Origin of the sequence: Streptomyces sp. NPDC014889 (assembly GCF_043081205.1) — a bacterium.
Lineage (GTDB): Bacteria > Actinomycetota > Actinomycetes > Streptomycetales > Streptomycetaceae > Streptomyces.
On the sequence record NZ_JBIBWH010000003.1, the window covers coordinates 477,310 to 496,786 of the forward strand.

A 19,477-nucleotide genomic window follows, 5' to 3' on the forward strand; every position below is an offset into this window, starting at 1 on the left:
CCCCCCGCGGCCCGGCCCCCCCCCCCCCCCCCCCCCCCCCCCCCCCCCCGCGTTTGTGTGTCGTACGTCGCTGCTTTCGTGGCGCGAGGGAAAGACGGACCGGAAAGGCTAAGGTATGAGCCGCGATTGACTCTAAAAAGGACGTATTGGGATTCTGTTCCCAATCCATCCACAGTATTGGGGCGCAATACGTGAAGGCTCTCGTGCTCTCCGGGGGGCGGATCCTGCTGACCAAGGTTCCCAACCCCACGTCCTTCGGTGTCGCCGAACTCGTCCGCTCCCTCGAGCCCTGCTGGCGCGGGGAGTTGGAGATGGTGGAGGCCTCCCTCGTCGGCGGGACGTCGAAGTGACGCCCGCGTCCCGGAAACCTTCGGCCCACCGGCTCGTGCTCGGTGATCACAGCAAGGTGCAGATCTCCTCATGACGACCAGGATCCTGGTGACCGGCGGCGCCGGCTTCATCGGCTCGCACTACGTCCGTACGCTGCTCGGCCCGCGGGGGCCCGGTGGTGTCGCGATCACCGTCCTGGACAAGCTGACGTACGCGGGCAACCCGGCCAACCTCGACGAGGTGCGCGCGCACCCGGGGTTCGCCTTCGTGCAGGGCGACATCTGCGACCCGGAACTCGTGGGCAAGCTGATGTCCGAGCACGACGAGGTCGTGCACTTCGCCGCCGAGTCGCACGTCGACCGCTCCATCGACGGCGGCGCGGAGTTCGTCCGCACGAACGTCGTCGGCACGCACACGCTCGTCGACGCGGCCCACCGGGCCGGCATCAAGACCTTCGTGCACATCTCCACCGACGAGGTCTACGGCTCGATCGACGAGGGCTCCTGGCCCGAGACCCACCCGCTGGCGCCCAACTCGCCCTATTCCTCGGCGAAGGCCTCCAGCGACCTGATCGCGCTGTCCTACCACCGCACCCACGGCCTGGACGTCCGCGTCACCCGCTGCTCCAACAACTACGGGCACCACCACTTCCCCGAGAAGGTCATCCCGCTCTTCGTCACCAACCTCCTCGACGGCAAGAAGGTCCCGCTGTACGGCGACGGCGGCAACGTCCGCGACTGGCTGCACATCGACGACCACGTCCAGGGCATCGACCTGGTCCGCACCAGGGGCCGCGCGGGCGAGGTCTACAACATCGGCGGCGGCACCGAGCTCTCCAACAAGGAGCTCACGGCGCTGCTGCTGGAGGCGTGCGGCGCCGACTGGGAGACCAGCGTCGAGTACGTCGACGACCGCAAGGGCCACGACCGCCGCTACTCCGTCGACTGCGCGAAGATCCGCGATGAGCTCGGCTACGAGCCCCGCAAGGACTTCCGCACCGGCCTTGCCGAGACGGTGCAGTGGTACCGCGACAACCGTGCCTGGTGGGAGCCGCTGAAGGAGCGCGCGGCCCTGAACTGAAAGAAGAGGCATGAACCCGACACAGGAAGAGGCAAGCGTCCCGAGCGGGTGGCTGGTCACCGGCGCGGGCGGCATGCTCGGCCAGGACGTGCTGGCCGGGCTGGCCGCCGAGGGCGAGCAGCCGGTCGCGCTGGACCGCGCCGCCCTGGATCTCACCGACCCCGCGGCCGTGCGGCGGGAGTTGGAGCGTCACCGCCCCGCCGTGGTCGTCAACTGCGCGGCCTGGACCGCCGTGGACGACGCGGAGACCCACGAGGCCGAGGCGCTCCGCGTCAACGGCGACGGACCGGCCCACCTCGCCGCCGCCTGCGCCCGTACCGGCGCCGTCCTGCTCCACGTCTCCACCGACTACGTCTTCGCCGGCGACGCCACCACCCCGTACGCCGAGGACGCCCCCACCGCCCCGCGCAGCGCGTACGGCCGTACCAAGCTCGCCGGTGAGCAGGCCGTCCTGAAGATCCTTCCGGACCGAGGCCATGTGATCCGCACCGCCTGGCTGTACGGCAGCGGCGGCCCCAACTTCGTCCGCACCATGATCCGCCTGGCCGGGGAGCGCGAGACCCTGGACGTCGTGGACGACCAGCGCGGCCAGCCCACCTGGAGCGCCGACCTGGCCGGTCTGCTGTGCGCCCTGGGACGCGGAGCCCTGGCCGGCACCGTCCCGGCCGGGATCCACCACGGCACCAGCTCCGGCGAGACCACCTGGTACGGCTTCACCCGGGAGATCTTCCGCCTGCTCGGGGCGGACCCGGACCGGGTCCGCCCCACCACGAGCGAGGCGTTCAGCCGCCCCGCCCCCCGCCCGGCCTACAGCGTCCTCGGCCACGACGGCCTCCGGGCGGCCGGTGTCGAGCCGCTGCGCGACTGGCGCGCGGCGCTCACCGAGGCGTTCCCGGAGATCCGGCGCGACCGGCCGGCGCGCCCCGCCGGACCAGCGGAAGAAGAACCGAGGGAAGAACCGAGGACTGTGTGATGCGACCCCTTTCGATCTCCGGTGCCTGGGTGCACGAGCCGAAGGTCTTCCCCGACAGCCGGGGCAGCTTCCACGAGTGGTTCAAGGCGCCCCTCTTCACCGAGGCGGTGGGCCACTCGCTCACCCTGGCCCAGGCCAACATGTCGGTCTCCAGCCGGGGCACCCTGCGCGGGATCCACTTCGCGGACGTGCCGCCCGGCCAGGCCAAGTACGTCAAGTGCGTGCGCGGCGCGGTCCTCGACGTGATCGTGGACATCCGGGCCGGCTCGCCCACCTTCGGGCAGTGGGAGGCGGTGCGCCTCGACGACCGCGACCACCACGCGGTCCACCTCTCCGAGGGCCTCGGCCACGGCTTCATGGCGCTCACCGAGGACGCCACCGTGGTCTACCTCTGCTCCGAGGGCTACGCCCCCGGACGCGAGCACGGCATCCACCCGCTGGACCCGGCACTCGGCATCGCCTGGCCCACGGACATCACCCCGCTGCTCTCCGACAAGGACGACCGGGCGCCCGCCCTGGCCCAGGCCCGGGACCAGGGCCTCCTGCCCTCCTACGCGGAGTGCGTGGCCCACCGGGAGAGCCTCGGCGGCTGAACCGTCCCCGGCCCGGTTTGACCGGCCGGTGGACGCCCCGTAACCTTGACCGTCGGCGTGGCCTCTGTGCCCGTCACATCCCCGTAAACCTCATCCTCCCGGACACAGGCCGTGACCGGGAGAGGTCGTCCGCTGTGCCGGGTGGCTGGCCTGCGGGGGTGCCGTCCCGAGCGAGAGAGTGAGATCCGCGTGTACGCCATCGTGCGCAGCGGTGGTCGCCAGCACAAGGTTGCTGTCGGCGACATCGTTGAGGTTGACAAGATTTCCACCGCCAAGGTTGGCGACACGGTCGAGCTTTCGACCCTGCTCGTCGTCGACGGCGACTCCGTGACCAGCGACCCGTGGGTGCTGGCCGGCATCAAGGTCCAGGCCGAGGTCGTGGACCACCACAAGGGCCAGAAGATCGACATTCTGCGCTACAAGAACAAGACCGGCTACCGCCGTCGGCAGGGCCACCGCCAGCAGTACACGGCGATCAAGGTCACGTCGATCCCCGCGGCTGCGAAGTAAGGGACTGAGGAGACATGGCACACAAGAAGGGCGCATCGTCCACCCGGAACGGTCGCGACTCCAATGCCCAGCGGCTCGGCGTGAAGCGCTTCGGCGGTCAGGTCGTCAACGCGGGTGAGATCCTGGTCCGCCAGCGCGGCACCCACTTCCACCCGGGCGCCGGTGTCGGCCGCGGCGGCGACGACACGCTGTTCGCGCTCCAGGCCGGTGCGGTGGAGTTCGGCACCAGCCGTGGCCGCAAGGTCGTGAACATCGTTCCGGTCGCCTGATCGGAAGCTTTCGCGAGGCGGACCTCACTTCCCCGGCGGGAAGGCGGGTCCGCCTTTCGCGTGTTACGCAGTCACCACATCCGTACCTTTCGCAGTGCTGGAGGCACCACCATGACCACCTTCGTGGACCGCGTCGAACTGCACGTCGCCGCGGGTAACGGAGGCCACGGCTGTGCCTCCGTGCATCGTGAGAAGTTCAAGCCGCTGGGCGGCCCGGACGGCGGCAACGGCGGGCGCGGCGGCGACGTGATCCTCACCGTCGACCAGTCCGTCACCACGCTGCTCGAGTACCATCACTCGCCGCACCGCAAGGCCACCAACGGCAAGCCCGGCGAGGGCGGCAACCGCAGCGGCAAGGACGGGCAGGACCTCGTCCTCGTCGTGCCCGACGGCACCGTCGTGCTCGACAAGGCCGGCAACGTCCTCGCCGACCTCGTCGGCAACGGCACCTCGTACATCGCCGCGCAGGGCGGCCGGGGCGGCCTCGGCAACGCGGCGCTGGCCTCCGCCCGGCGCAAGGCACCCGGCTTCGCGCTGCTGGGCGTGCCGGGTGACGTGCAGGACATCGTCCTGGAGCTGAAGACCGTCGCCGATGTGGCGCTGGTCGGGTACCCGAGCGCCGGCAAGTCCTCCCTCATCTCCGTCCTCTCCGCGGCCAAGCCGAAGATCGCGGACTATCCGTTCACCACCCTCGTGCCCAACCTGGGCGTGGTGACGGCCGGTTCGACCGTCTACACCGTCGCCGACGTGCCGGGTCTCATTCCCGGCGCCAGCCAGGGCAAGGGTCTCGGCCTGGAGTTCCTGCGCCATGTGGAGCGGTGCAGCGTGCTCGTGCACGTACTGGACACGGCCACCCTGGAGTCCGACCGCGACCCGGTCTCCGACCTCGACGTCATCGAGGAGGAGCTGCGGCAGTACGGCGGCCTCGGCAACCGTCCCCGCATCGTCGTCCTGAACAAGACCGACGTCCCCGACGGCAAGGACCTCGCCGAGATGGTCCGCCCCGACCTCCAGGCACGCGGCTACCGCGTCTTCGAGGTGTCGGCGGTCGCGCACATCGGGCTCAAGGAGCTGTCGTACGCGCTGGCCGACCTGGTCGCCACGGCGCGCGCCGCCCGGCCGAAGGAGGAGGCGACCCGTATCGTCATCCGGCCGAAGGCGGTCGACGACGCGGGCTTCACAGTCGTCCGCGAGGACGACGGCCTCTTCCGCGTGCGCGGCGAGAAGCCCGAACGCTGGGTGCGGCAGACCGACTTCAACAACGACGAGGCCGTCGGTTACCTCGCCGACCGCCTCAACCGCCTCGGTGTCGAGGAGCAGTTGATGAAGGCCGGCGCCCGCGCCGGTGACGGCGTCGCCATCGGGCCCGAGGACAACGCGGTCGTCTTCGACTGGGAGCCGTCGGTCACTGCGGGCGCGGAGATGCTCGGCCGCCGCGGCGAGGACCACCGGTTCGAGGCGCCGCGTCCGGCCGCCCAGCGCCGCCGCGACCGCCAGGCGGAACACGACGAGGCCCAGGACGAGTACGACGACTTCGAGCCGTTCTAGAAGAGGGCATCGGCACGTCCGGATGCCGTGGGACTCCAGGTATTCGGCGCCAAATGCTTTTGATCCAAAGGCCCATGCCGGCGTCGGCGACCAGGTGGTTCGGGTTAATTTTCGGTAATAGAGCCATCTGCTAGCTTGAGCGAACACGCAGGCTGGAACGGAGGTGCGAGGGGCTGGTCCGACCTGACCCGGTCGAGGGCACACCCTCAGACGCGATGCTGCAATTGCACAAGCTCGAGCGTTACAAGGATGATCAGGGAAATCAGATCGTCTATGACGGCGAGATCCGTGAAGACAAGATCGATATCCGGTTCAAGGGGTCGAACAACACGCTCATCATCAGCCCCAAGGCGGATATCAAGGATCTGCTCGTCACCTTCTCGGGAGACAACGGACAGATCGAGATCGGGCCGACCACGAAGAAGCGCGCAGGTCTCCGCTTCGAGCTGCGCTGCGGACACGAGTCCCGGATCTGGATCGGCGAGAACGTGGGCTGCGCCGGACGTACCTTCATCTCCGCCGTCGAAGGCGTGTCGGTGTCGATCGGTGATGACGTGATGTTCGCCAAGAACATCGAGGTGCGGGGCGACGACACCCACCCGATCTTCGACGTGCGCACGGAGAAGCGCGTGAACCCGTCCCAGTCGATCGTCGTGGGCGAGCACGTCTGGATCGCGAAGCACGCGGTCGTGATGGGCGGTGTCACCATCGGCAACGGTTCGGTGATCGGCTTTCGCAGCATCGTCACCTCGTCCATTCCGAACAACTGCGTCGCGGTGGGAGCACCGGCGCGCGTGGTGCGGAGGGACATCGCCTGGGAGCGCCCCGAGGTCGTGCCACGCCGGCCGAACGAGGAGTACCCGCGCAAGGGGGAGAAGTCCCCGAAGTACTGGAACCTCACCGACGACGCGGCGATCCCGGAGAAGCCGGCGGTGCGGCCGCGGGCCGGCGGAAAGACGCGGCGGCTGGCCCGGCACCTGCCGGCACCGGTGCGGCGGCTGGCCCGGAAGCTTCTGTCCTCCTCAAAGGCCTGACAGCGGATCACCCCGGCACGGACGAAGGTCCGTGCCGGGGTGATCCGCTGTCAGGGGTCGGCTAGAGCGCCTCGACCGTCGACTCCAGATGGGTCACCATACGGTTCAGGCCGACCGGCAGGTCGACGACCGGACGCCAGCCGAGGGCCGTCAGCCGTGCGCTGTCCAGGCCCTGCTTCTTGGTCAGGCTGTAGGCACGCGCGTCGGACTCGTTGGTGAACCGCAGTCGGAGCCCGCGCTCCGGGCGCACCTCGGTGAACAGCTCCGCCAGCCGCCGGATGGAGACCAGACCGGACGGGTCGGCGACGTTGTAGGCCGTCTGGTCGCCGCGGAGCAGCGTGTAGAACAGTCCCGCGATGGCATCGGCCACGTAGGTGTAGGTCCGTACGCCGGAACCGTCGCTGTTGAGCACGATGTCCTTGCCGGCCACCACGTTCGCCGCGAAGTCGGCCTGCACCCGCCCGTCGTCGAGCGCCATCCCCGGCCCGTAGATGTGACCGAACCTGACGACGCGGCAGTCGATTCCGTACTGTGCCCCGTAGCTCGCGCAGATCGTCTCCGCGGCGCGCTTGCCCTCGGCGTAGCAGGCACGGGGGTTGAGGATGTCGAAGCCGCCGTAGCTCTGCTCGTCGATGAGCTCGGTCTGAGGAGGCTGGGCGCCGTAGACCTCCGCGGAGGACATCAGCACGAAACCGCGGCTGGCCTTCTCCACACACAGGTCGAGCAGGTTGAAGGTGCCCAGCAGGTTCGCCTTGATCGTCATGACCGGTTGGCTGCCGTGCAGGGCGGGCCGCGCGGCGCTCGCCCCGTGGATCACGTAGTCGACGGGACCGGGCAGCTCGAGCGGCGCCGACACGTCCTGGACGACGAGGTGAAAGTCGGGGCGGTCGAGCACATCGGCGAGCAGTCGCCTGGCCTTGTCCTCGTTCCGCACCAGACCGTGCACGGAGATCCCCAACCCGTGCCGGTCGTTCAATGCGAGCAGGGTGTAGACGACGTACGACGGCAACATGCCGCTTGCACCGGTGACCAGCACGGTGCTGCCGGAAAGCTCGCTCCACGGCAGGTCACGGTCGAGGATCTCATCGAGGTCGTGCGCCACGACCGGGCTGGAGACGGTGGTCACTGGAATCACGTACCTACGATCTGCTGGTTCTCGATGATCTCGAAGAACGTCCGGCACAGGTAGAAGTCCTCGGACGTCGTGATCTTTATGTTCGAGCGAGGGCCGACCACCCGGTAGATCTTCTGACCGTACCGATGCATGAGGGAGCACGAGTCGATGCTGTCGTGCTCGTCCTCGGCGACCGCCCGGTCGTACAGCGAGAGGATCTGGCCGAGCCGGAAGCTCTGCGGGGCCTGCGCGGCGTAGATGTGGTCGCGCGGGATCACATCGTCGATGTGCTCGTGCTCGCTCGACACCACGGTCTCGTTGAACTTGGTGCAGGTGATGGCGGAGCCGTGCTCCTTGACGGTCTCGATGTTGGCGCTGATCAGCTTCGCGTCAATCAGCGGCCGCACGCCGTCGTGGATCAGCACGACGGTGTCCTCGGGGCAGTCCGCGGCGACCGTCTTGAGCGCGTTGTGCCGCGACTCCTGGCCGGTTTTGCCGCCGTCGACGACCCATCTGACCTTCTCGATCTCGTACCGCTTGAGCAGCTTCATCAGGTGCTGGCGGTATTCGGGGAGGATCGCGATGGCGATGCCGTCGATATCGGGGTGCGCCTCGAAGTGCTCGAGGGTGTGGATGATGATCGGCTTCCCGTGGATCTCCAGGAACTGCTTCGGGAGGGCTCGGGAGTTCATCCTCGACCCGATGCCGCCGGCGAAAAGCAACGCAACGTTCACAGCTCATGCCTCCGACTGGTCGCTGAGCGGTTGGTCGCCAACCGCCGTGTCGTCAGGGGCGAGATCGAGCCACCGGCGATCGCCGCCCGTCTTTCTGTCATCGGGGTCGCCGAGCACCAGCCAGTCGATCACCCGGTCCGCCGAGTTGGTGTCGACGAAGTCGAAGTTCTCCCGTCGGAACTGCTCGACCTTGGAGGTGTCGAAGTCCTCGTCCTGAAGGGCCTTGAGCAGCTCGTCGAAGGTGACGCAGATCGTGCCGGGAGCGACGGAGTCGTAGTCGCGGTGGAATCCGCGGATCACCGAATAGGTGTCCTTGTCGTACGCGTAGAACAGGATCGGCCTGTCGAGCAGCGTGTACTCGTAGATGATGGACGAGTAGTCGGTGACGAGTACGTCGGTGACGTGCAGCAGGTCGTTGGTGTCCGGGAACGACGCGAAGTCCAGCAGCCGATCCGAGTATTCCGCGGGAATCGGCACGGGATCCGTTATAAAGTGGTGCATCCGGAAGAGCACGACGTACTTGTCCCCGCAGACCTCGTGGAGCTTCGCGAAGTCGATGCGGTTGTAGTCGTAGTGCGCGTCGTCGATGTTCTTCCCGCGGAAGGTCGGCGCGAACAGCACGATCTTCTTGCCCTTGAGCTGCGGGTGGGCGGTGAAGAAGTCCTCGGTGACCTTGCGAGAGCGCTCCTTGTCGAGGAACGTGTCGATGCGCGGAAGACCCGTCGGCACGACCGCCGATTCCTCGATGCCGAACGCTTCGGCGTACACCGGCACAAGGTGCTGGGAGCCGGTAATCACGTAGGTGTATTTGCGGTGGGCGTTGGTCAGCTTCGGTGAACCGTATCGTCCGAACCGGCTGTAGCCGACCGACTTGAACCCGCTTCCGGCGTGCCAGAGCTGGATGATCTTGGTGTCCGGGGAGATGCCCAACTGCGCGAGAAGCCCGAAGTAGTCGTCCATCATCACGATGTCCGACGTCGCCAGCAAGTAGATGAGGCGAATCGTGCTCCACTTGTTGGCGGTGCTGGGTATTCGGAACGAATAGCGGAACGAGTACTTCTTGTCGAGACCCCGTTCGATCATCCGGTCATGGACGCGTGCCAGGTTGCCGCCGAGGCCGGTGCGCATCTCGGAGGCGAACAGGATCCGGTTGCCGCGCGACCGGTACAGGCGGTGCGAGACCGAGTAGATGCGGTTGGCGAGCTTGCGGCGCCGCGCGCGCGGGAACACCCACAGTCCGATCCGCTGGCCGAGCGGCTTCTTGGGACCCTTCGGAGCCTTCGCGCCCGACTTGCTCGGTCCGGCGCTGCGGAACAACTGGTACGTCCGCATGAGGAACTCGGGGGTCTCCTCGTCGTCCGAGATCCCGAAAGCGATCACGTACGCGGTGCGGTTGCGGTCGTAGAGGAAGGTGCGGGAGTCCTCGTCGAGGCGGTCCGTGGCCGTGAGGTCGAAGCCGGCGGCCGGCAGTCGCGTCTCTCCCGCCACCGGGACTATCCGCCAGGAGCCGTTGGGCACCTGGCGTCGGTCCTGGAAGTTGGTGACGTTGATCTCCAAGCAGTGGTGTTCGGCGTCTATTTGCCGAGAATTCACCGGGAACTCGCGCTCACCATCGACAATCAGGAAGCGGAGCGTACTAGGATCTCCGGTGAAGTCCGAGACGGCCGCAGTGAGATTGAGGTGTACGCGCTCCCAGGAAATCGCTGCTATCGAGCAACGTGGCATCGTCATCCTTCCGTCCGTGAAAGCGCCGCGCATCCATGAGGCCTGCGCGACGGCAACGGCGGCTGCCCGCGCCAGGTGGGGCGACCGTGGGAGCATAGCGCACCGAGTCATGGCGGCCATAAGTCGTGACAGGGGCCACCTTCCAGGCGTGAGCGCTGAACCGGCCCCAATGGTCTGAATGCGCTGTGACGCAGCCAACTCCTGCCGAGCGCTCCGCGCTTCTCCGTCACCGCGCGGGTGAACCCTGCCACCAGCGCCCTGGGACTCGCCGGCCGACCCCGCCCGACGGGAGCGGTCCGTGTACTGGACGAATACACGGCGACCCCCCTGACTCACGTAGATTCGGTAGGGGTACATCGGCGTGCGGCCGGACGGGCGCGAGGAGATGGACAATAAGGTGACAGGGGCAAGGCAGGCCGTGCGCGAGGCCCGCAGGATCGTCGTCAAGGTGGGTTCCTCGTCGCTGACCACCGCGTCGGGCGGTCTGGACGCCGACCGCGTGGACGCGCTCGTGGACGTGCTCGGCAAGAGCCTCAAGGACGGCGCCGCCCGCAAGGAGATCGTCCTCGTCTCCTCCGGCGCCATCGCCGCCGGCCTCGCCCCGCTGGGCCTGCGCCGCCGACCCCGCGACCTCGCCCGCCAGCAGGCCGCGGCCAGTGTCGGCCAGGGCCTGCTCGTGGCCCGCTACACCGCCTCCTTCGCCCGCTACGGCATCCGCGTCGGCCAGGTCCTGCTGACCGGCGACGACACCAGCCGCCGCGCCCACCACCGCAACGCCTCCCGCACCCTCGACAAGCTCCTCGCGATGGGCGCCCTGCCGGTGGTCAACGAGAACGACACCGTCGCCACCGACGAGATCCGCTTCGGCGACAACGACCGGCTCGCCGCGCTCGTCGCCCACCTGGTCCGCGCCGACCTGCTGGTGCTGCTGTCCGACGTGGACGGCCTCTACGACGGCGACCCGAGCAGGCCGGGAACGTCCCGGCTGGCGGAGGTGCGGGGCCCGGCCGACCTGGCGGGCATCGAGATCGGCAGCGCCGGCAAGGCCGGCGTCGGCACCGGCGGCATGGTGACCAAGGTGGAGGCGGCCCGGATCGCGGCAGCCGCCGGCATCCCCGTGGTGCTGACCAGCGCCGTCCACGCCGCCGACGCCCTGTCCGGCGGCGACACCGGCACCTACTTCCACCCCACCGGCAAGCGCTCCGCCGACCGGCTGCTGTGGTTGCAGCACGCCTCCGCCCCGCAGGGCTCGCTCACCCTCGACGACGGCGCCGTCCGGGCGGTGGTCGAGGGCCGCAAATCGCTGCTGCCCGCCGGGATCGCCGCCGTGGAGGGCGAGTTCACCGCGGGCGACCCGGTCGAGCTGCGCGACGGCGCCGGACGCGCGGTGGCCCGCGGGCTCGTCAACTTCGACGCCAGGGAGATCCCCCGGCTGATCGGCCACTCCACCCGCGAACTCGCCCGCGAGCTGGGACCGGCGTACGAACGTGAGGTCGTACACAGGGACGACCTGGTGCTCCTGGAGCCGTAATGGGCCGAAACGTCCGGCCGCCCGGGTGCCGAAGGTGGGGGACGTTCCGTAAAACCGCCCCGCGGAGCCGTGCGGCCTGCTCCACTTTGAGGCAGGGACGCATTCCGCATGAGCGGGACCGGCGGTGGAGCGATGCCAGCGATGCGAGCGAGCGCTGCGTGAAGGAGGACGTCGTGAGACGAGTGCGCCCTGGGGCGGCGGCGTCCCGCGGTGGCCTGACGAGCGTGGCGACCGGAGACGGCTGCGCCGCGCCGCGTGACCTGCCCCGGTTGTGGCACGTCACGCTCAGCGTCTCCGGCGCCCGGGCCCCGCTCAAGGAGGTGCGGCGCGGACTCGAACAGCTCGCCCACGACCACCCCTTCCTGCTGACCAGCCGGTACGCGGACGACCACGCCGAGATCCGCTACTGGGAGGAGGCCCGCGACCTCCACGACGCGGCCGCCGTCGCCCTGCGCCTGTGGGGCGAGCACCGGCAGAGCGCCCAGCTCCCGCCCTGGGAGATCGTGGGCCTTGAGGTCGTCGACCGCGAGACCTACCACCAGCGCCTCGCCGAGGGGTACGGAGCGCCGCCGGCCACACCGGTCGGGGTGCACCCCTTTTGACCCGTCTCGCGGTGTGGGACGACCGGTGGACGCCCCGCACGTCGCACTACCCTTCCCCCATGACCACGCTCTCGCCGTACGACTCGATGTCCCCGGTCACCCAGGCCGCGTACCGCGCCAAGGCCGCCGCCGCCGACCTCGCGCCGCTGCCGCGGGTGGCGAAGGACGACGCCCTGCTGGCCATCGCGGACGCCCTCGAGGTCCGTACCGGCGAGATCCTCCAGGCCAACGCCAAGGACGTCGCCAAGGCCCGTGAGGCCGGCACCAGCGACGCCATCGTCGACCGGCTCACGCTCACCCCCGAGCGGGTGCGCGCCATCGCCGCCGACGTGCGGGACGTGGCGGGACTGCCCGACCCGGTCGGCGAGGTCGTCCGCGGCAACACGCTGCCGAACGGGCTCGACCTGCGCCAGGTCCGCGTCCCGCTCGGCGTGGTCGGGATCATCTACGAGGCCCGCCCGAACGTCACGGTGGACGCCGCCGCCCTCTGCCTGAAGTCGGGCAACGCGGTGCTGCTGCGCGGCTCCGCCTCCGCCTACGAGTCGAACACCGCCCTGGTCCGCGTCGTCCGCGACGCCGTGGGCGGATCGGGGCTGCCCGCCGACGCCGTGCAGCTCGTGCCCGGCGAGAGCCGCGAGAGCGTGCGCGAGCTGATGCGCGCCCGCGGCCTGGTCGACGTGCTGATCCCGCGCGGCGGCGCCTCGCTGATCCGGACCGTGGTGAACGAGTCCACCGTCCCGGTGATCGAGACCGGCACCGGGAACTGCCACGTCTACGTCGACGCTCAGGCCGACCTCGACACGGCCGTCGACATCCTGATCAACTCCAAGGCGCAGCGGCCCAGCGTCTGCAACGCCGCCGAGACGCTGCTGGTCCACCAGGACATCGCCGCCGAGTTCCTGCCCCGTGCCCTGGACGCGCTCGCCGAGGCCGGGGTCACCGTCCACGCCGACGAGCGGGTCATGGCGCATGCCAAGGACTCCCGGGCCACGGTCGTGGAGGCCACCCCGGAGGACTGGGAGACCGAGTACCTGTCGTACGACATCGCCGCCGCCGTGGTCGACTCCCTCGACCGGGCCGTCGCGCACATCCGGCTGTGGAGCTCCGGGCACACCGAGGCGATCGTCACCACCTCGCAGCAGGCCGCCCGCCGGTTCACCCAGCTGGTCGACTCCACGACCGTCGCCGTCAACGCCTCCACCCGCTTCACCGACGGCGGCCAGTTCGGCTTCGGCGCCGAGATCGGCATCTCCACGCAGAAGCTGCACGCCCGCGGCCCGATGGGACTGCCCGAGCTGACCAGCACGAAGTACATCCTCACGGGGGACGGGCACACCCGGCGCTGACGCGGTCCGGCCTGTGGCGGGGCGTCTCGGCAGACGGATGAATTTCCATACCGTCTGCCCAAATTGACCCCTCAGGTCTAGTCTGGATGCGTGCCGGAGGACGTGGGGGGCACGCCGTTCCCTGACGGCTGGGAGCCCGACGACGACCACGACCACGGGGTGTCGGACGAAGAGTTCGCCTCCGTGGTCTTCGACGAGGCCTTCGTACGCGCGGCCGTGATCCACGAGCCGACCGCCGTCGAACGCCTCCTGGCCGCCGCGCAGGCCAGAGCCGAGGCCTCCGAGGCGGAGGCCCGCCGCGCCCACGCCAGAGGCGAGCGCTACGAGGAGGGGTACGGCCTCGGCCCCGACCCCTACGGCGACCCGGACGACCCCGACGCCGACGTCCTCGAAGGCCGCCCCGGCGCCCCGGGGACCTTCGGCAGGCACGTCCGCTGGCACCGTCCCGTCGCCTGGGTACTCGCCCTCGTCATGGGCATCGGCATGGTCGCCCTCGCCTTCGCGGCGGTCTACCGGGGCGGCTCCTCGGGCAGCCGCGACCAGGTACCGCCGCCCGCCTCGACCGGCCTGGAACAGGGCAGCGCGGCGGCGCCCTCCGCGTCCGCCGACTACTCCCGGCCGGAAGTCCCCGCGGTCCCGCGCACGCCCTGACGGCGGCGCGGCGGTTCTGGTGAGAACCTGTCAGAACTTGTCGCACATCAGGGCGTTTACCAGGGCTTGCGGAGACCTACCCTGAAGATATGGGAGGGCCTGGCGAGCCACCTGAGGGGACACCCGAGGGCGTCCCGGGAGGTGCGGAGGACGAATACCGATCCGTCGTCTTCGACGAGTCGTTCGTGCGGGCTGCCCGCCTCCAGGAGTACTCCGCGCTCGAACGGATCACCGACCACACCCCGGCCGTGCGCCGCCGCCCGCCGCTGCGCCGCGGGCTCTCCCGGCAGGCGCTGCTGCTGGTCCTGCTGATCATCGTCGCCTTCGGCACCGCGGTCTACATGGGCGTACGGCACCCCTACCAGAGCGCGCAGGCCCAGCAGCCCGTGGAGCCGCTGCGGATGACCGTCGTCCCGCTCGCCCCGCAGGGGAAGGTGCCCGGCGCGGCCGATCCCGCGTACCTGTACACGCACAGCCCGGCCGCGCAGTTCTCCGTCGGCGCGGAGGGCGTGCCGCTGCCCGCCGTCCGGCGCACCGCGCACTTCGCCGACAGCCAGGTCTTCGCGGCGCTGACCATCGCGAAGGAGTACATCGTCGCCTCCTCGCTCTACCCGGAGGTGCTCATCGGTGGCCGGACCGACCCCGTGCGGGCGCTGCTGGACCCCGGTCAGCTCGACCAGTTCGACCAGAGCTTCGACCGGCCCGCCGCCGACGGCCGGCACGCGGCCACCGGCTGGCTCGTCCGCTTCGACCCGGCCAGGACCGAGCTGGCCGGCCACGAGATCCGGGTCCAGGGCAGCCTCCAGGCCGCCGAGACCGACTCCTCCACCCTGGAGGTCGGCGCGGACCACACGTTCGTCTACGCGCTGAAGCCGGCCGGCTCCGGTGCGCGCGCGCCCGTCTCGCTGTTCACCGTCCGGCGCGAGCTGCAGTTCCGCTTCACCCCGGACGACCTGCGGCTGCACGAGATCCAGCTGGTCGTCTCCTACACGCAGGCCGGACCGCTCTCCTGCGCCGGGGACTCCGCACGGCAGTTCGAACCGCTGCTGGCCGGCCAGACGGCCAAGCCGGGCGGCCCGCCCGGCACGGACCCGTACGCCACGGACACCGCGGCGGCCGTGTGCGGCTCCCTGGCGCACAGCGCCGAGCCCAGGGTGGGGTAGGTCAGTCCTCGTCGCCGGGCGGGGTGCCGGTGGACGGCTGGTCCTTGCCCCCGTCCTTGGGCGGGGCCGAACCCGTGAAGCCGCCGAAGCCGCGGCGCACCCGGTCGCCCAGATCGCCGGCGCCGCCCGCCAGATCGCTGACCAGCTTCATCAGCGGGTCCTTCGAGCTCTTGACGTGGCTGGCGTAGTGCGCCGCCGACTCGCGGAAGGAGTCGCTGACCGAGGTGTCCTTGTCCTCGCTGCGGCGCGGGTAGTGGCCGTCCATGATCCGCTGGTAGTCGCGGGACTCGGCCCACTTCTTCAGCTCGGCCGCCCGCACGGTGGTGAAGGGGTGCGAGCGCGGCAGCACGTTGAGGATCTTCAGCACGGAGTCGCGCAGGTCGCCCCCGGCCTCGTACTCCTCGGCCTGCTGGAGGAACGCGTCCACGTTCATCTGGTGCAGGTGGTTGCCGCCCGCGATCTTCATCAGGCCCCGCATGGAGGACTTCAGGTCCTGGCCGACGAGGAGACCGGCCCGGTCCGCGGACAGCTCCGACTTGCGGAACCACTCGCGCAGCCCGGTGACGATCGCCATGATCGCGAGGTTGCCCAGGGGGATCCAGGCGACCCGGACGGCCAGGCTCGTCAGGAACAGCAGGATCGTGCGGTACACGGCGTGCCCGGACAAGGCGTGGCCCACCTCGTGGCCGACGACCGCCCGCATCTCCTCCTCGTCGAGCAGCTCGACCAGGCCCGTGGTGACCACGATGATCGGCTCGTCCAGGCCGATGCACATCGCGTTGGGCTGGGGGTCCTGGGTCACGTACATCGGCGGGACCTTCTCCAGGTCCAGGATGTAGCAGGCGTCCCGCAGCATGTCGTTCAGGTGGGCGAACTGCTGGTCGGAGACGCGTACGGAGTCGGACAGGAACAGCAGCCGGAGGCTGCGCTCGGGCAGCAGACCGCTGAGGGCCTTGAACACCGTGTCGAAGCCGCTCAACTTGCGCAGCGCGACCAGCGCGGAGCGGTCGGCCGGGTGCTCGTACGCGCGTGAGGAGATCTCCGGGAAGCGCCTGCGCTGCCGGCTGGGCATGTGCTCCCGCCCCTCTTCTTCGCGGCCGTCGTCGGACATGTGGTCCCCCATGTCTGTCAGTGTCCCAATGTGCCCCCGAGGCAGGGCCCAGCCTAGGCGGAGTTACCGTGGACGGGCAGTACGACGAAGGAGTCCACGTCATGGAGCACCACCCCGCAGCCGCCCGGCTCACCGAGGCCGCGAGCGCCGCCGCCCAGCACGAGGGCGCGGGCTACCTGCTCCGGGTCGTCCTGATCGTGATGGTCGTGGGCTGCGTACTCACCGGCTGGTTCCTCCTCCGCGGCTACAAGCGGGACGACGACTGACGCGGCGGAAAGGTTCCCAGGGGCTCCCTCGGCCGTAGCGTCCGCTGGGGCGGGGACCGGTGGGGCGGGAGCGCCCGCGGTGCCAACAGTGGAGTCGGGGTGAGCGGTGTGTCGGGGGTTGCTTACGATGGGCCGACATCCTTGTCCCGCTCAACTCCCGGATAGGTCCTGCCAAAGATGAGCTACCACAGCACCGCTGCCCAGTTGGCCACCCTCGCCGAGGCCGAGGGCGGCAACCACGAGAGCCTCAGCCCCTTCCTCACCGGCGGCGGCGCGCTGTTCATCCTGCTGCTCCTGCTGTGGATCACCACGCGTTTCAACCGCGACCGCTGAACCCGCGTCCGGCCCGTCCCCGGGATCTGGATCATGGAGTCCTCAGGCCGGGCCGGTAGGGTCTGCACGCATGGGAGAGCAGGACATGCCTACCGGTCCGGCGAGTGACACGGTGAAACCCCTCGAACACGGGCCCGGCGGCGGACCCTCGGCATCGGGCAAGCGGCGCCTCGGCGTCATGGGCGGAACGTTCGACCCGATCCACCACGGGCACCTCGTGGCGGCCAGCGAGGTCGTCGCGCAGTTCCAGCTCGACGAGGTGGTGTTCGTACCCACAGGGCAGCCCTGGCAGAAGTCCCACCGCCATGTCTCCCCGGCCGAGGACCGCTATCTGATGACGGTCATCGCGACCGCCGAGAACCCGCAGTTCTCCGTGAGCCGCATCGACATCGACCGCGGCGGACCCACCTACACCGTGGACACCCTGCGCGACCTGCGTGCGCTCAACCCCGACACGGACCTGTTCTTCATCACCGGCGCCGACGCGCTCGGCCAGATCCTCACCTGGCGGGACTCCGAGGAACTGTTCTCCCTCGCGCACTTCATCGGCGTCACCCGGCCGGGCCACCATCTGACCGACCCCGGCCTGCCGGAAGGCGGTGTCTCGCTCGTCGAGGTCCCCGCCCTCGCCATCTCCTCCACGGACTGCCGGGCCAGAGTCGCCAAGGGCGACCCCATCTGGTACATGGTGCCGGACGGAGTCGTGCGCTACATCGCCAAACGCCAGCTGTACCGAGGCGAGTAAGCCGAGAGGGGCACCGGTGAACGACCGATACGACGCTGGTCACGGGGGCGACCAGTACGAGCTCGTCGGCTACGACGAGTACGGCCGGCCTGTGTACCGGCCGGTCCCCGTCCAGCAGACCCCGCAGCAGACCTACGACGCGTACGGACAGCAGGGCTACGCCTACGATCCGTACGCGACCGGCGGCCAGCAGCAGCTCGATCCCACCTCCTACCAGGGTGGCCAGGGCGATGCCCAGCAGCGCGGCTACGGCACCGGCTACGACGGCGGCTACGACCAGGGAAGGCAGGCGCCCGGCCCCTCCGCCCAGGGCGCCCACGGCTCCTACGACCCGTACGGCTCCGGCGCGACGGCGGCGCCCTACGACCCGTACGGCGCGGCCGCGACCAGCGGGCAGCAGCCCCGGGTCACCGAGCAGACCGCCCACATCCCGCAGCAGACCGGCCCGGCGGACGCCGACCGGGCGGAGCGGGGACAGGACCGGGACAGCGCGGACGAACGCGATTACCGGACCGAGCAGTTCGCCTTCGTGGAGGAGCCGAGCGACGACTCCGAGGACGTCATCGACTGGCTCAAGTTCACCGAGAACCGCACCGAGCGCCGCGAGGAGGCCCGCCGCCGCGCCCGCAGCCGCATCATCGCCCTGACCGTCGTGCTGGCCCTGGTCGCGGCGGGCGGCGTCGGCTACCTCTGGTACGCCGGGAAGCTGCCCGGCCTGTCGTCCCCCGGCGCCGAGACCGGCGCCTCGACCCCGGCCGGCGCCCAGAAGCGCGATGTGATCGTCGTCCACCTGCACGACACCGCGCGGGGCGGCACGTCCACGGCCCTGCTCGTCGGCAACACCACCACCAAGCAGGGCACCACCGTCCTGCTGCCCAACACCCTCGCCCTGACGGGCGACGACGGCAGCGTCACGACCCTCGCCAAGTCGGTCAAGGACGACGGCTCCTCGGGAACCCGCGACCAGCTCGACACGGTCCTCGGCACCGACATCGAGGGCACCTGGCGCCTGGACACCCCCTACCTCCAGAACCTCGTCGACTCGGTCGGCAACGTCGACGTCGACACCAACGCCGACGTACCCGACCCGGACAGCAAGAAGAAGGGCACCTCGCCCCTGGTCCGCAAGGGCAAGGCGCAGACCCTCAGCGGCCGGACGGCCGTCGCCTACGCCACCTACCGCGCCCCGGGCGAGGAGGAGAACGCCCAGCTCGAACGGTTCGGGCAGGTCGTGCAGAGCGTGCTGCGCAAGCTCTCCTCCGACGCCTCGGGCGCCACGACGACGGTGCAGACGCTCCAGCAGATCCTCGACCCCTCGCTCACCGACGAGGACCTCGGCACGTTCCTGGCCAAGCTGGCCGGGTTCGCCAAGGGCGGCGACTACAGGACGACGCTGCTGCCGGTGCAGACGGACGGCACACTGAGCGCCGAGACCAGCGAGAGCGTGGTCAAGGACGTCCTCGGCGGCACCGCCAAGAGCCCCGACCAGTCGTCCGCCCTCCGGGTCTCCGTGCAGAACGCGACCGGCGCCAAGAACAACACCGAGAAGGCCCGGGTCGCCCTCCTGGGCGGCGGCTTCACCTTCCTGGAAGGCGGCACCGCGTCCACCGTCCGCTCGGCGTCCGAGGTCGTCTACGCCGACGCCGCGGACAAGCAGAAGGCCACCGACGTCGCCAAGACCCTGGGGCTGCCCGACACCGCGGTGACGAAGGGCAAGGTCACCACGAACGCCGACGTCTCGGTCGTCCTCGGCCAGGACTACCAGGTGGCGCCGGCGCAGTGATCCCTCGAAACGCGTGAGGTGTCCTCGGCGGTCCGT

20 protein-coding genes and 1 pseudogene are annotated in these 19,477 nt (G+C 69.9%); 17 read left to right on the plus strand and 4 right to left on the minus strand.

Annotation, left to right across the window (positions count from 1 at the left end; all coding sequences use genetic code 11):
* Window positions 1–314: 314 nt before the first annotated feature.
* From ACF09J_RS08370 to ACF09J_RS08405, 8 genes and pseudogenes are all read left to right on the plus strand, one after another.
* Window positions 315–424: pseudogene (locus ACF09J_RS08370) on the plus strand (glucose-1-phosphate thymidylyltransferase); the annotation flags it as partial.
* A complete protein-coding gene (rfbB, locus tag ACF09J_RS08375) occupies window positions 421–1,410 on the plus strand; it encodes a dTDP-glucose 4,6-dehydratase (protein ID WP_392304586.1) in 990 nt (329 codons plus the stop codon). The pseudogene ACF09J_RS08370 and the gene rfbB, both read left to right, overlap by 4 nt.
* A gap of 10 nt (window positions 1,411–1,420) precedes the next feature.
* Entirely contained in the window at window positions 1,421–2,383 is a 963-nt protein-coding gene (gene rfbD / locus ACF09J_RS08380; protein ID WP_392304587.1) for a dTDP-4-dehydrorhamnose reductase, read from the plus strand.
* Complete coding sequence (gene rfbC / locus ACF09J_RS08385) at window positions 2,383–2,976, plus strand: dTDP-4-dehydrorhamnose 3,5-epimerase (protein WP_392304588.1); 594 nt, start codon at window positions 2,383–2,385, stop codon at window positions 2,974–2,976. The genes rfbD and rfbC overlap by 1 nt, the downstream gene beginning before the upstream one ends.
* A gap of 189 nt (window positions 2,977–3,165) precedes the next feature.
* Entirely contained in the window at window positions 3,166–3,486 is a 321-nt protein-coding gene (gene rplU / locus ACF09J_RS08390; RefSeq protein ID WP_030653874.1) for a 50S ribosomal protein L21, read from the plus strand.
* A 14-nt stretch (window positions 3,487–3,500) separates the two neighbouring features.
* Window positions 3,501–3,755: a 50S ribosomal protein L27 gene (gene rpmA / locus ACF09J_RS08395; RefSeq protein WP_030051735.1), complete on the plus strand. Its 255-nt coding sequence runs from the start codon at window positions 3,501–3,503 to the stop codon at window positions 3,753–3,755.
* Between the two features lie 111 nt (window positions 3,756–3,866).
* Complete coding sequence (gene obgE / locus ACF09J_RS08400) at window positions 3,867–5,303, plus strand: GTPase ObgE (protein WP_392304589.1); 1,437 nt, start codon at window positions 3,867–3,869, stop codon at window positions 5,301–5,303.
* 215 nt (window positions 5,304–5,518) lie between these two features.
* The gene (locus ACF09J_RS08405) at window positions 5,519–6,337 is read left to right on the plus strand and encodes an acyltransferase (RefSeq protein WP_392304590.1); all 819 of its coding nucleotides are present in this window, start codon (window positions 5,519–5,521) and stop codon (window positions 6,335–6,337) included.
* A gap of 61 nt (window positions 6,338–6,398) precedes the next feature.
* Here the strand turns inward: ACF09J_RS08405 and ACF09J_RS08410 are convergent, their stop codons facing one another.
* Genes ACF09J_RS08410 through ACF09J_RS08420 form a run of 3 tightly spaced genes read right to left on the minus strand, consistent with a single transcriptional unit; the run spans window position 6,399 to window position 9,742 of the window.
* Complete coding sequence (locus ACF09J_RS08410; protein WP_392304591.1) at window positions 6,399–7,472, minus strand: NAD-dependent epimerase/dehydratase family protein; 1,074 nt, start codon at window positions 7,470–7,472, stop codon at window positions 6,399–6,401.
* A complete protein-coding gene (locus ACF09J_RS08415) occupies window positions 7,469–8,185 on the minus strand; it encodes a 2-C-methyl-D-erythritol 4-phosphate cytidylyltransferase (protein WP_392304592.1) in 717 nt (238 codons plus the stop codon). Before ACF09J_RS08415 ends, ACF09J_RS08410 begins: the two co-directional genes overlap by 4 nt.
* Window positions 8,186–8,188: 3 nt before the next feature.
* A complete protein-coding gene (locus ACF09J_RS08420; protein WP_392304593.1) occupies window positions 8,189–9,742 on the minus strand; it encodes a CDP-glycerol glycerophosphotransferase family protein in 1,554 nt (517 codons plus the stop codon).
* Between the two features lie 553 nt (window positions 9,743–10,295).
* Here ACF09J_RS08420 and proB point away from each other — a divergent pair.
* The 5 genes from proB (at window position 10,296) to ACF09J_RS08445 (ending at window position 15,203) form a co-directional block, all read left to right on the plus strand.
* Window positions 10,296–11,441, plus strand: coding sequence for a glutamate 5-kinase (proB, locus tag ACF09J_RS08425; protein ID WP_392304594.1), 1,146 nt, complete (start codon window positions 10,296–10,298; stop codon window positions 11,439–11,441).
* A 173-nt stretch (window positions 11,442–11,614) separates the two neighbouring features.
* A complete protein-coding gene (locus ACF09J_RS08430; RefSeq protein WP_392304595.1) occupies window positions 11,615–12,043 on the plus strand; it encodes a hypothetical protein in 429 nt (142 codons plus the stop codon).
* 59 nt (window positions 12,044–12,102) lie between these two features.
* Window positions 12,103–13,389 carry a glutamate-5-semialdehyde dehydrogenase gene (locus tag ACF09J_RS08435; protein ID WP_392304596.1) on the plus strand — a complete coding sequence of 429 codons (1,287 nt, stop codon included), beginning with the start codon at window positions 12,103–12,105 and terminating at the stop codon, window positions 13,387–13,389.
* Window positions 13,390–13,479: 90 nt separating this feature from the next.
* Window positions 13,480–14,040 (plus strand): hypothetical protein, encoded by a 561-nt coding sequence (locus ACF09J_RS08440; RefSeq protein ID WP_392304597.1) that lies wholly within the window; start codon window positions 13,480–13,482, stop codon window positions 14,038–14,040.
* A gap of 89 nt (window positions 14,041–14,129) precedes the next feature.
* Window positions 14,130–15,203: a hypothetical protein gene (locus ACF09J_RS08445; protein ID WP_392304598.1), complete on the plus strand. Its 1,074-nt coding sequence runs from the start codon at window positions 14,130–14,132 to the stop codon at window positions 15,201–15,203.
* Window position 15,204: 1 nt separating this feature from the next.
* Here the strand turns inward: ACF09J_RS08445 and ACF09J_RS08450 are convergent, their stop codons facing one another.
* Complete coding sequence (locus ACF09J_RS08450) at window positions 15,205–16,326, minus strand: M48 family metallopeptidase (protein WP_392304599.1); 1,122 nt, start codon at window positions 16,324–16,326, stop codon at window positions 15,205–15,207.
* Between the two features lie 89 nt (window positions 16,327–16,415).
* On the opposite strand from ACF09J_RS08450, the gene ACF09J_RS08455 reads away from it, so the two are divergent.
* The 4 genes from ACF09J_RS08455 to ACF09J_RS08470 all read left to right on the plus strand — a co-directional run bounded on the left by ACF09J_RS08455 (window position 16,416) and on the right by ACF09J_RS08470 (window position 19,441).
* Complete coding sequence (locus ACF09J_RS08455; RefSeq protein ID WP_392304600.1) at window positions 16,416–16,580, plus strand: hypothetical protein; 165 nt, start codon at window positions 16,416–16,418, stop codon at window positions 16,578–16,580.
* Window positions 16,581–16,757: 177 nt separating this feature from the next.
* Window positions 16,758–16,913, plus strand: a complete 156-nt coding sequence (locus ACF09J_RS08460) for a hypothetical protein (protein WP_392304601.1) — start codon at window positions 16,758–16,760, stop codon at window positions 16,911–16,913.
* Window positions 16,914–16,983: 70 nt separating this feature from the next.
* Window positions 16,984–17,658 carry a nicotinate-nucleotide adenylyltransferase gene (gene nadD / locus ACF09J_RS08465; RefSeq protein WP_392304602.1) on the plus strand — a complete coding sequence of 225 codons (675 nt, stop codon included), beginning with the start codon at window positions 16,984–16,986 and terminating at the stop codon, window positions 17,656–17,658.
* Window positions 17,659–17,674: 16 nt separating this feature from the next.
* On the plus strand, window positions 17,675–19,441 hold the full coding sequence (locus ACF09J_RS08470) for an LCP family protein (protein WP_392304603.1): 1,767 nt from the start codon (window positions 17,675–17,677) through the stop codon (window positions 19,439–19,441).
* Window positions 19,442–19,477: the final 36 nt, after the last annotated feature.

Excerpts from the sequence above, each read along its gene's own strand:
- rfbB (WP_392304586.1), top strand. The coding sequence starts at position 421 with ATGACGACCAGGATCCTGGTGACCGGCGGCGCCGGCTTCATCGGCTCG.
- rfbD (WP_392304587.1), top strand. The coding sequence starts at position 1,421 with ATGAACCCGACACAGGAAGAGGCAAGCGTCCCGAGCGGGTGGCTGGTC.
- rfbC (WP_392304588.1), top strand. The coding sequence starts at position 2,383 with ATGCGACCCCTTTCGATCTCCGGTGCCTGGGTGCACGAGCCGAAGGTC.
- rpmA (WP_030051735.1), top strand. The coding sequence starts at position 3,501 with ATGGCACACAAGAAGGGCGCATCGTCCACCCGGAACGGTCGCGACTCC.
- obgE (WP_392304589.1), top strand. The coding sequence starts at position 3,867 with ATGACCACCTTCGTGGACCGCGTCGAACTGCACGTCGCCGCGGGTAAC.
- ACF09J_RS08405 (WP_392304590.1), top strand. The coding sequence starts at position 5,519 with ATGCTGCAATTGCACAAGCTCGAGCGTTACAAGGATGATCAGGGAAAT.
- proB (WP_392304594.1), top strand. The coding sequence starts at position 10,296 with ATGGACAATAAGGTGACAGGGGCAAGGCAGGCCGTGCGCGAGGCCCGC.
- ACF09J_RS08435 (WP_392304596.1), top strand. The coding sequence starts at position 12,103 with ATGACCACGCTCTCGCCGTACGACTCGATGTCCCCGGTCACCCAGGCC.
- ACF09J_RS08445 (WP_392304598.1), top strand. The coding sequence starts at position 14,130 with ATGGGAGGGCCTGGCGAGCCACCTGAGGGGACACCCGAGGGCGTCCCG.
- ACF09J_RS08450 (WP_392304599.1), bottom strand. The coding sequence starts at position 16,326 with ATGGGGGACCACATGTCCGACGACGGCCGCGAAGAAGAGGGGCGGGAG.
- ACF09J_RS08455 (WP_392304600.1), top strand. The coding sequence starts at position 16,416 with ATGGAGCACCACCCCGCAGCCGCCCGGCTCACCGAGGCCGCGAGCGCC.
- ACF09J_RS08460 (WP_392304601.1), top strand. The coding sequence starts at position 16,758 with ATGAGCTACCACAGCACCGCTGCCCAGTTGGCCACCCTCGCCGAGGCC.
- nadD (WP_392304602.1), top strand. The coding sequence starts at position 16,984 with ATGGGAGAGCAGGACATGCCTACCGGTCCGGCGAGTGACACGGTGAAA.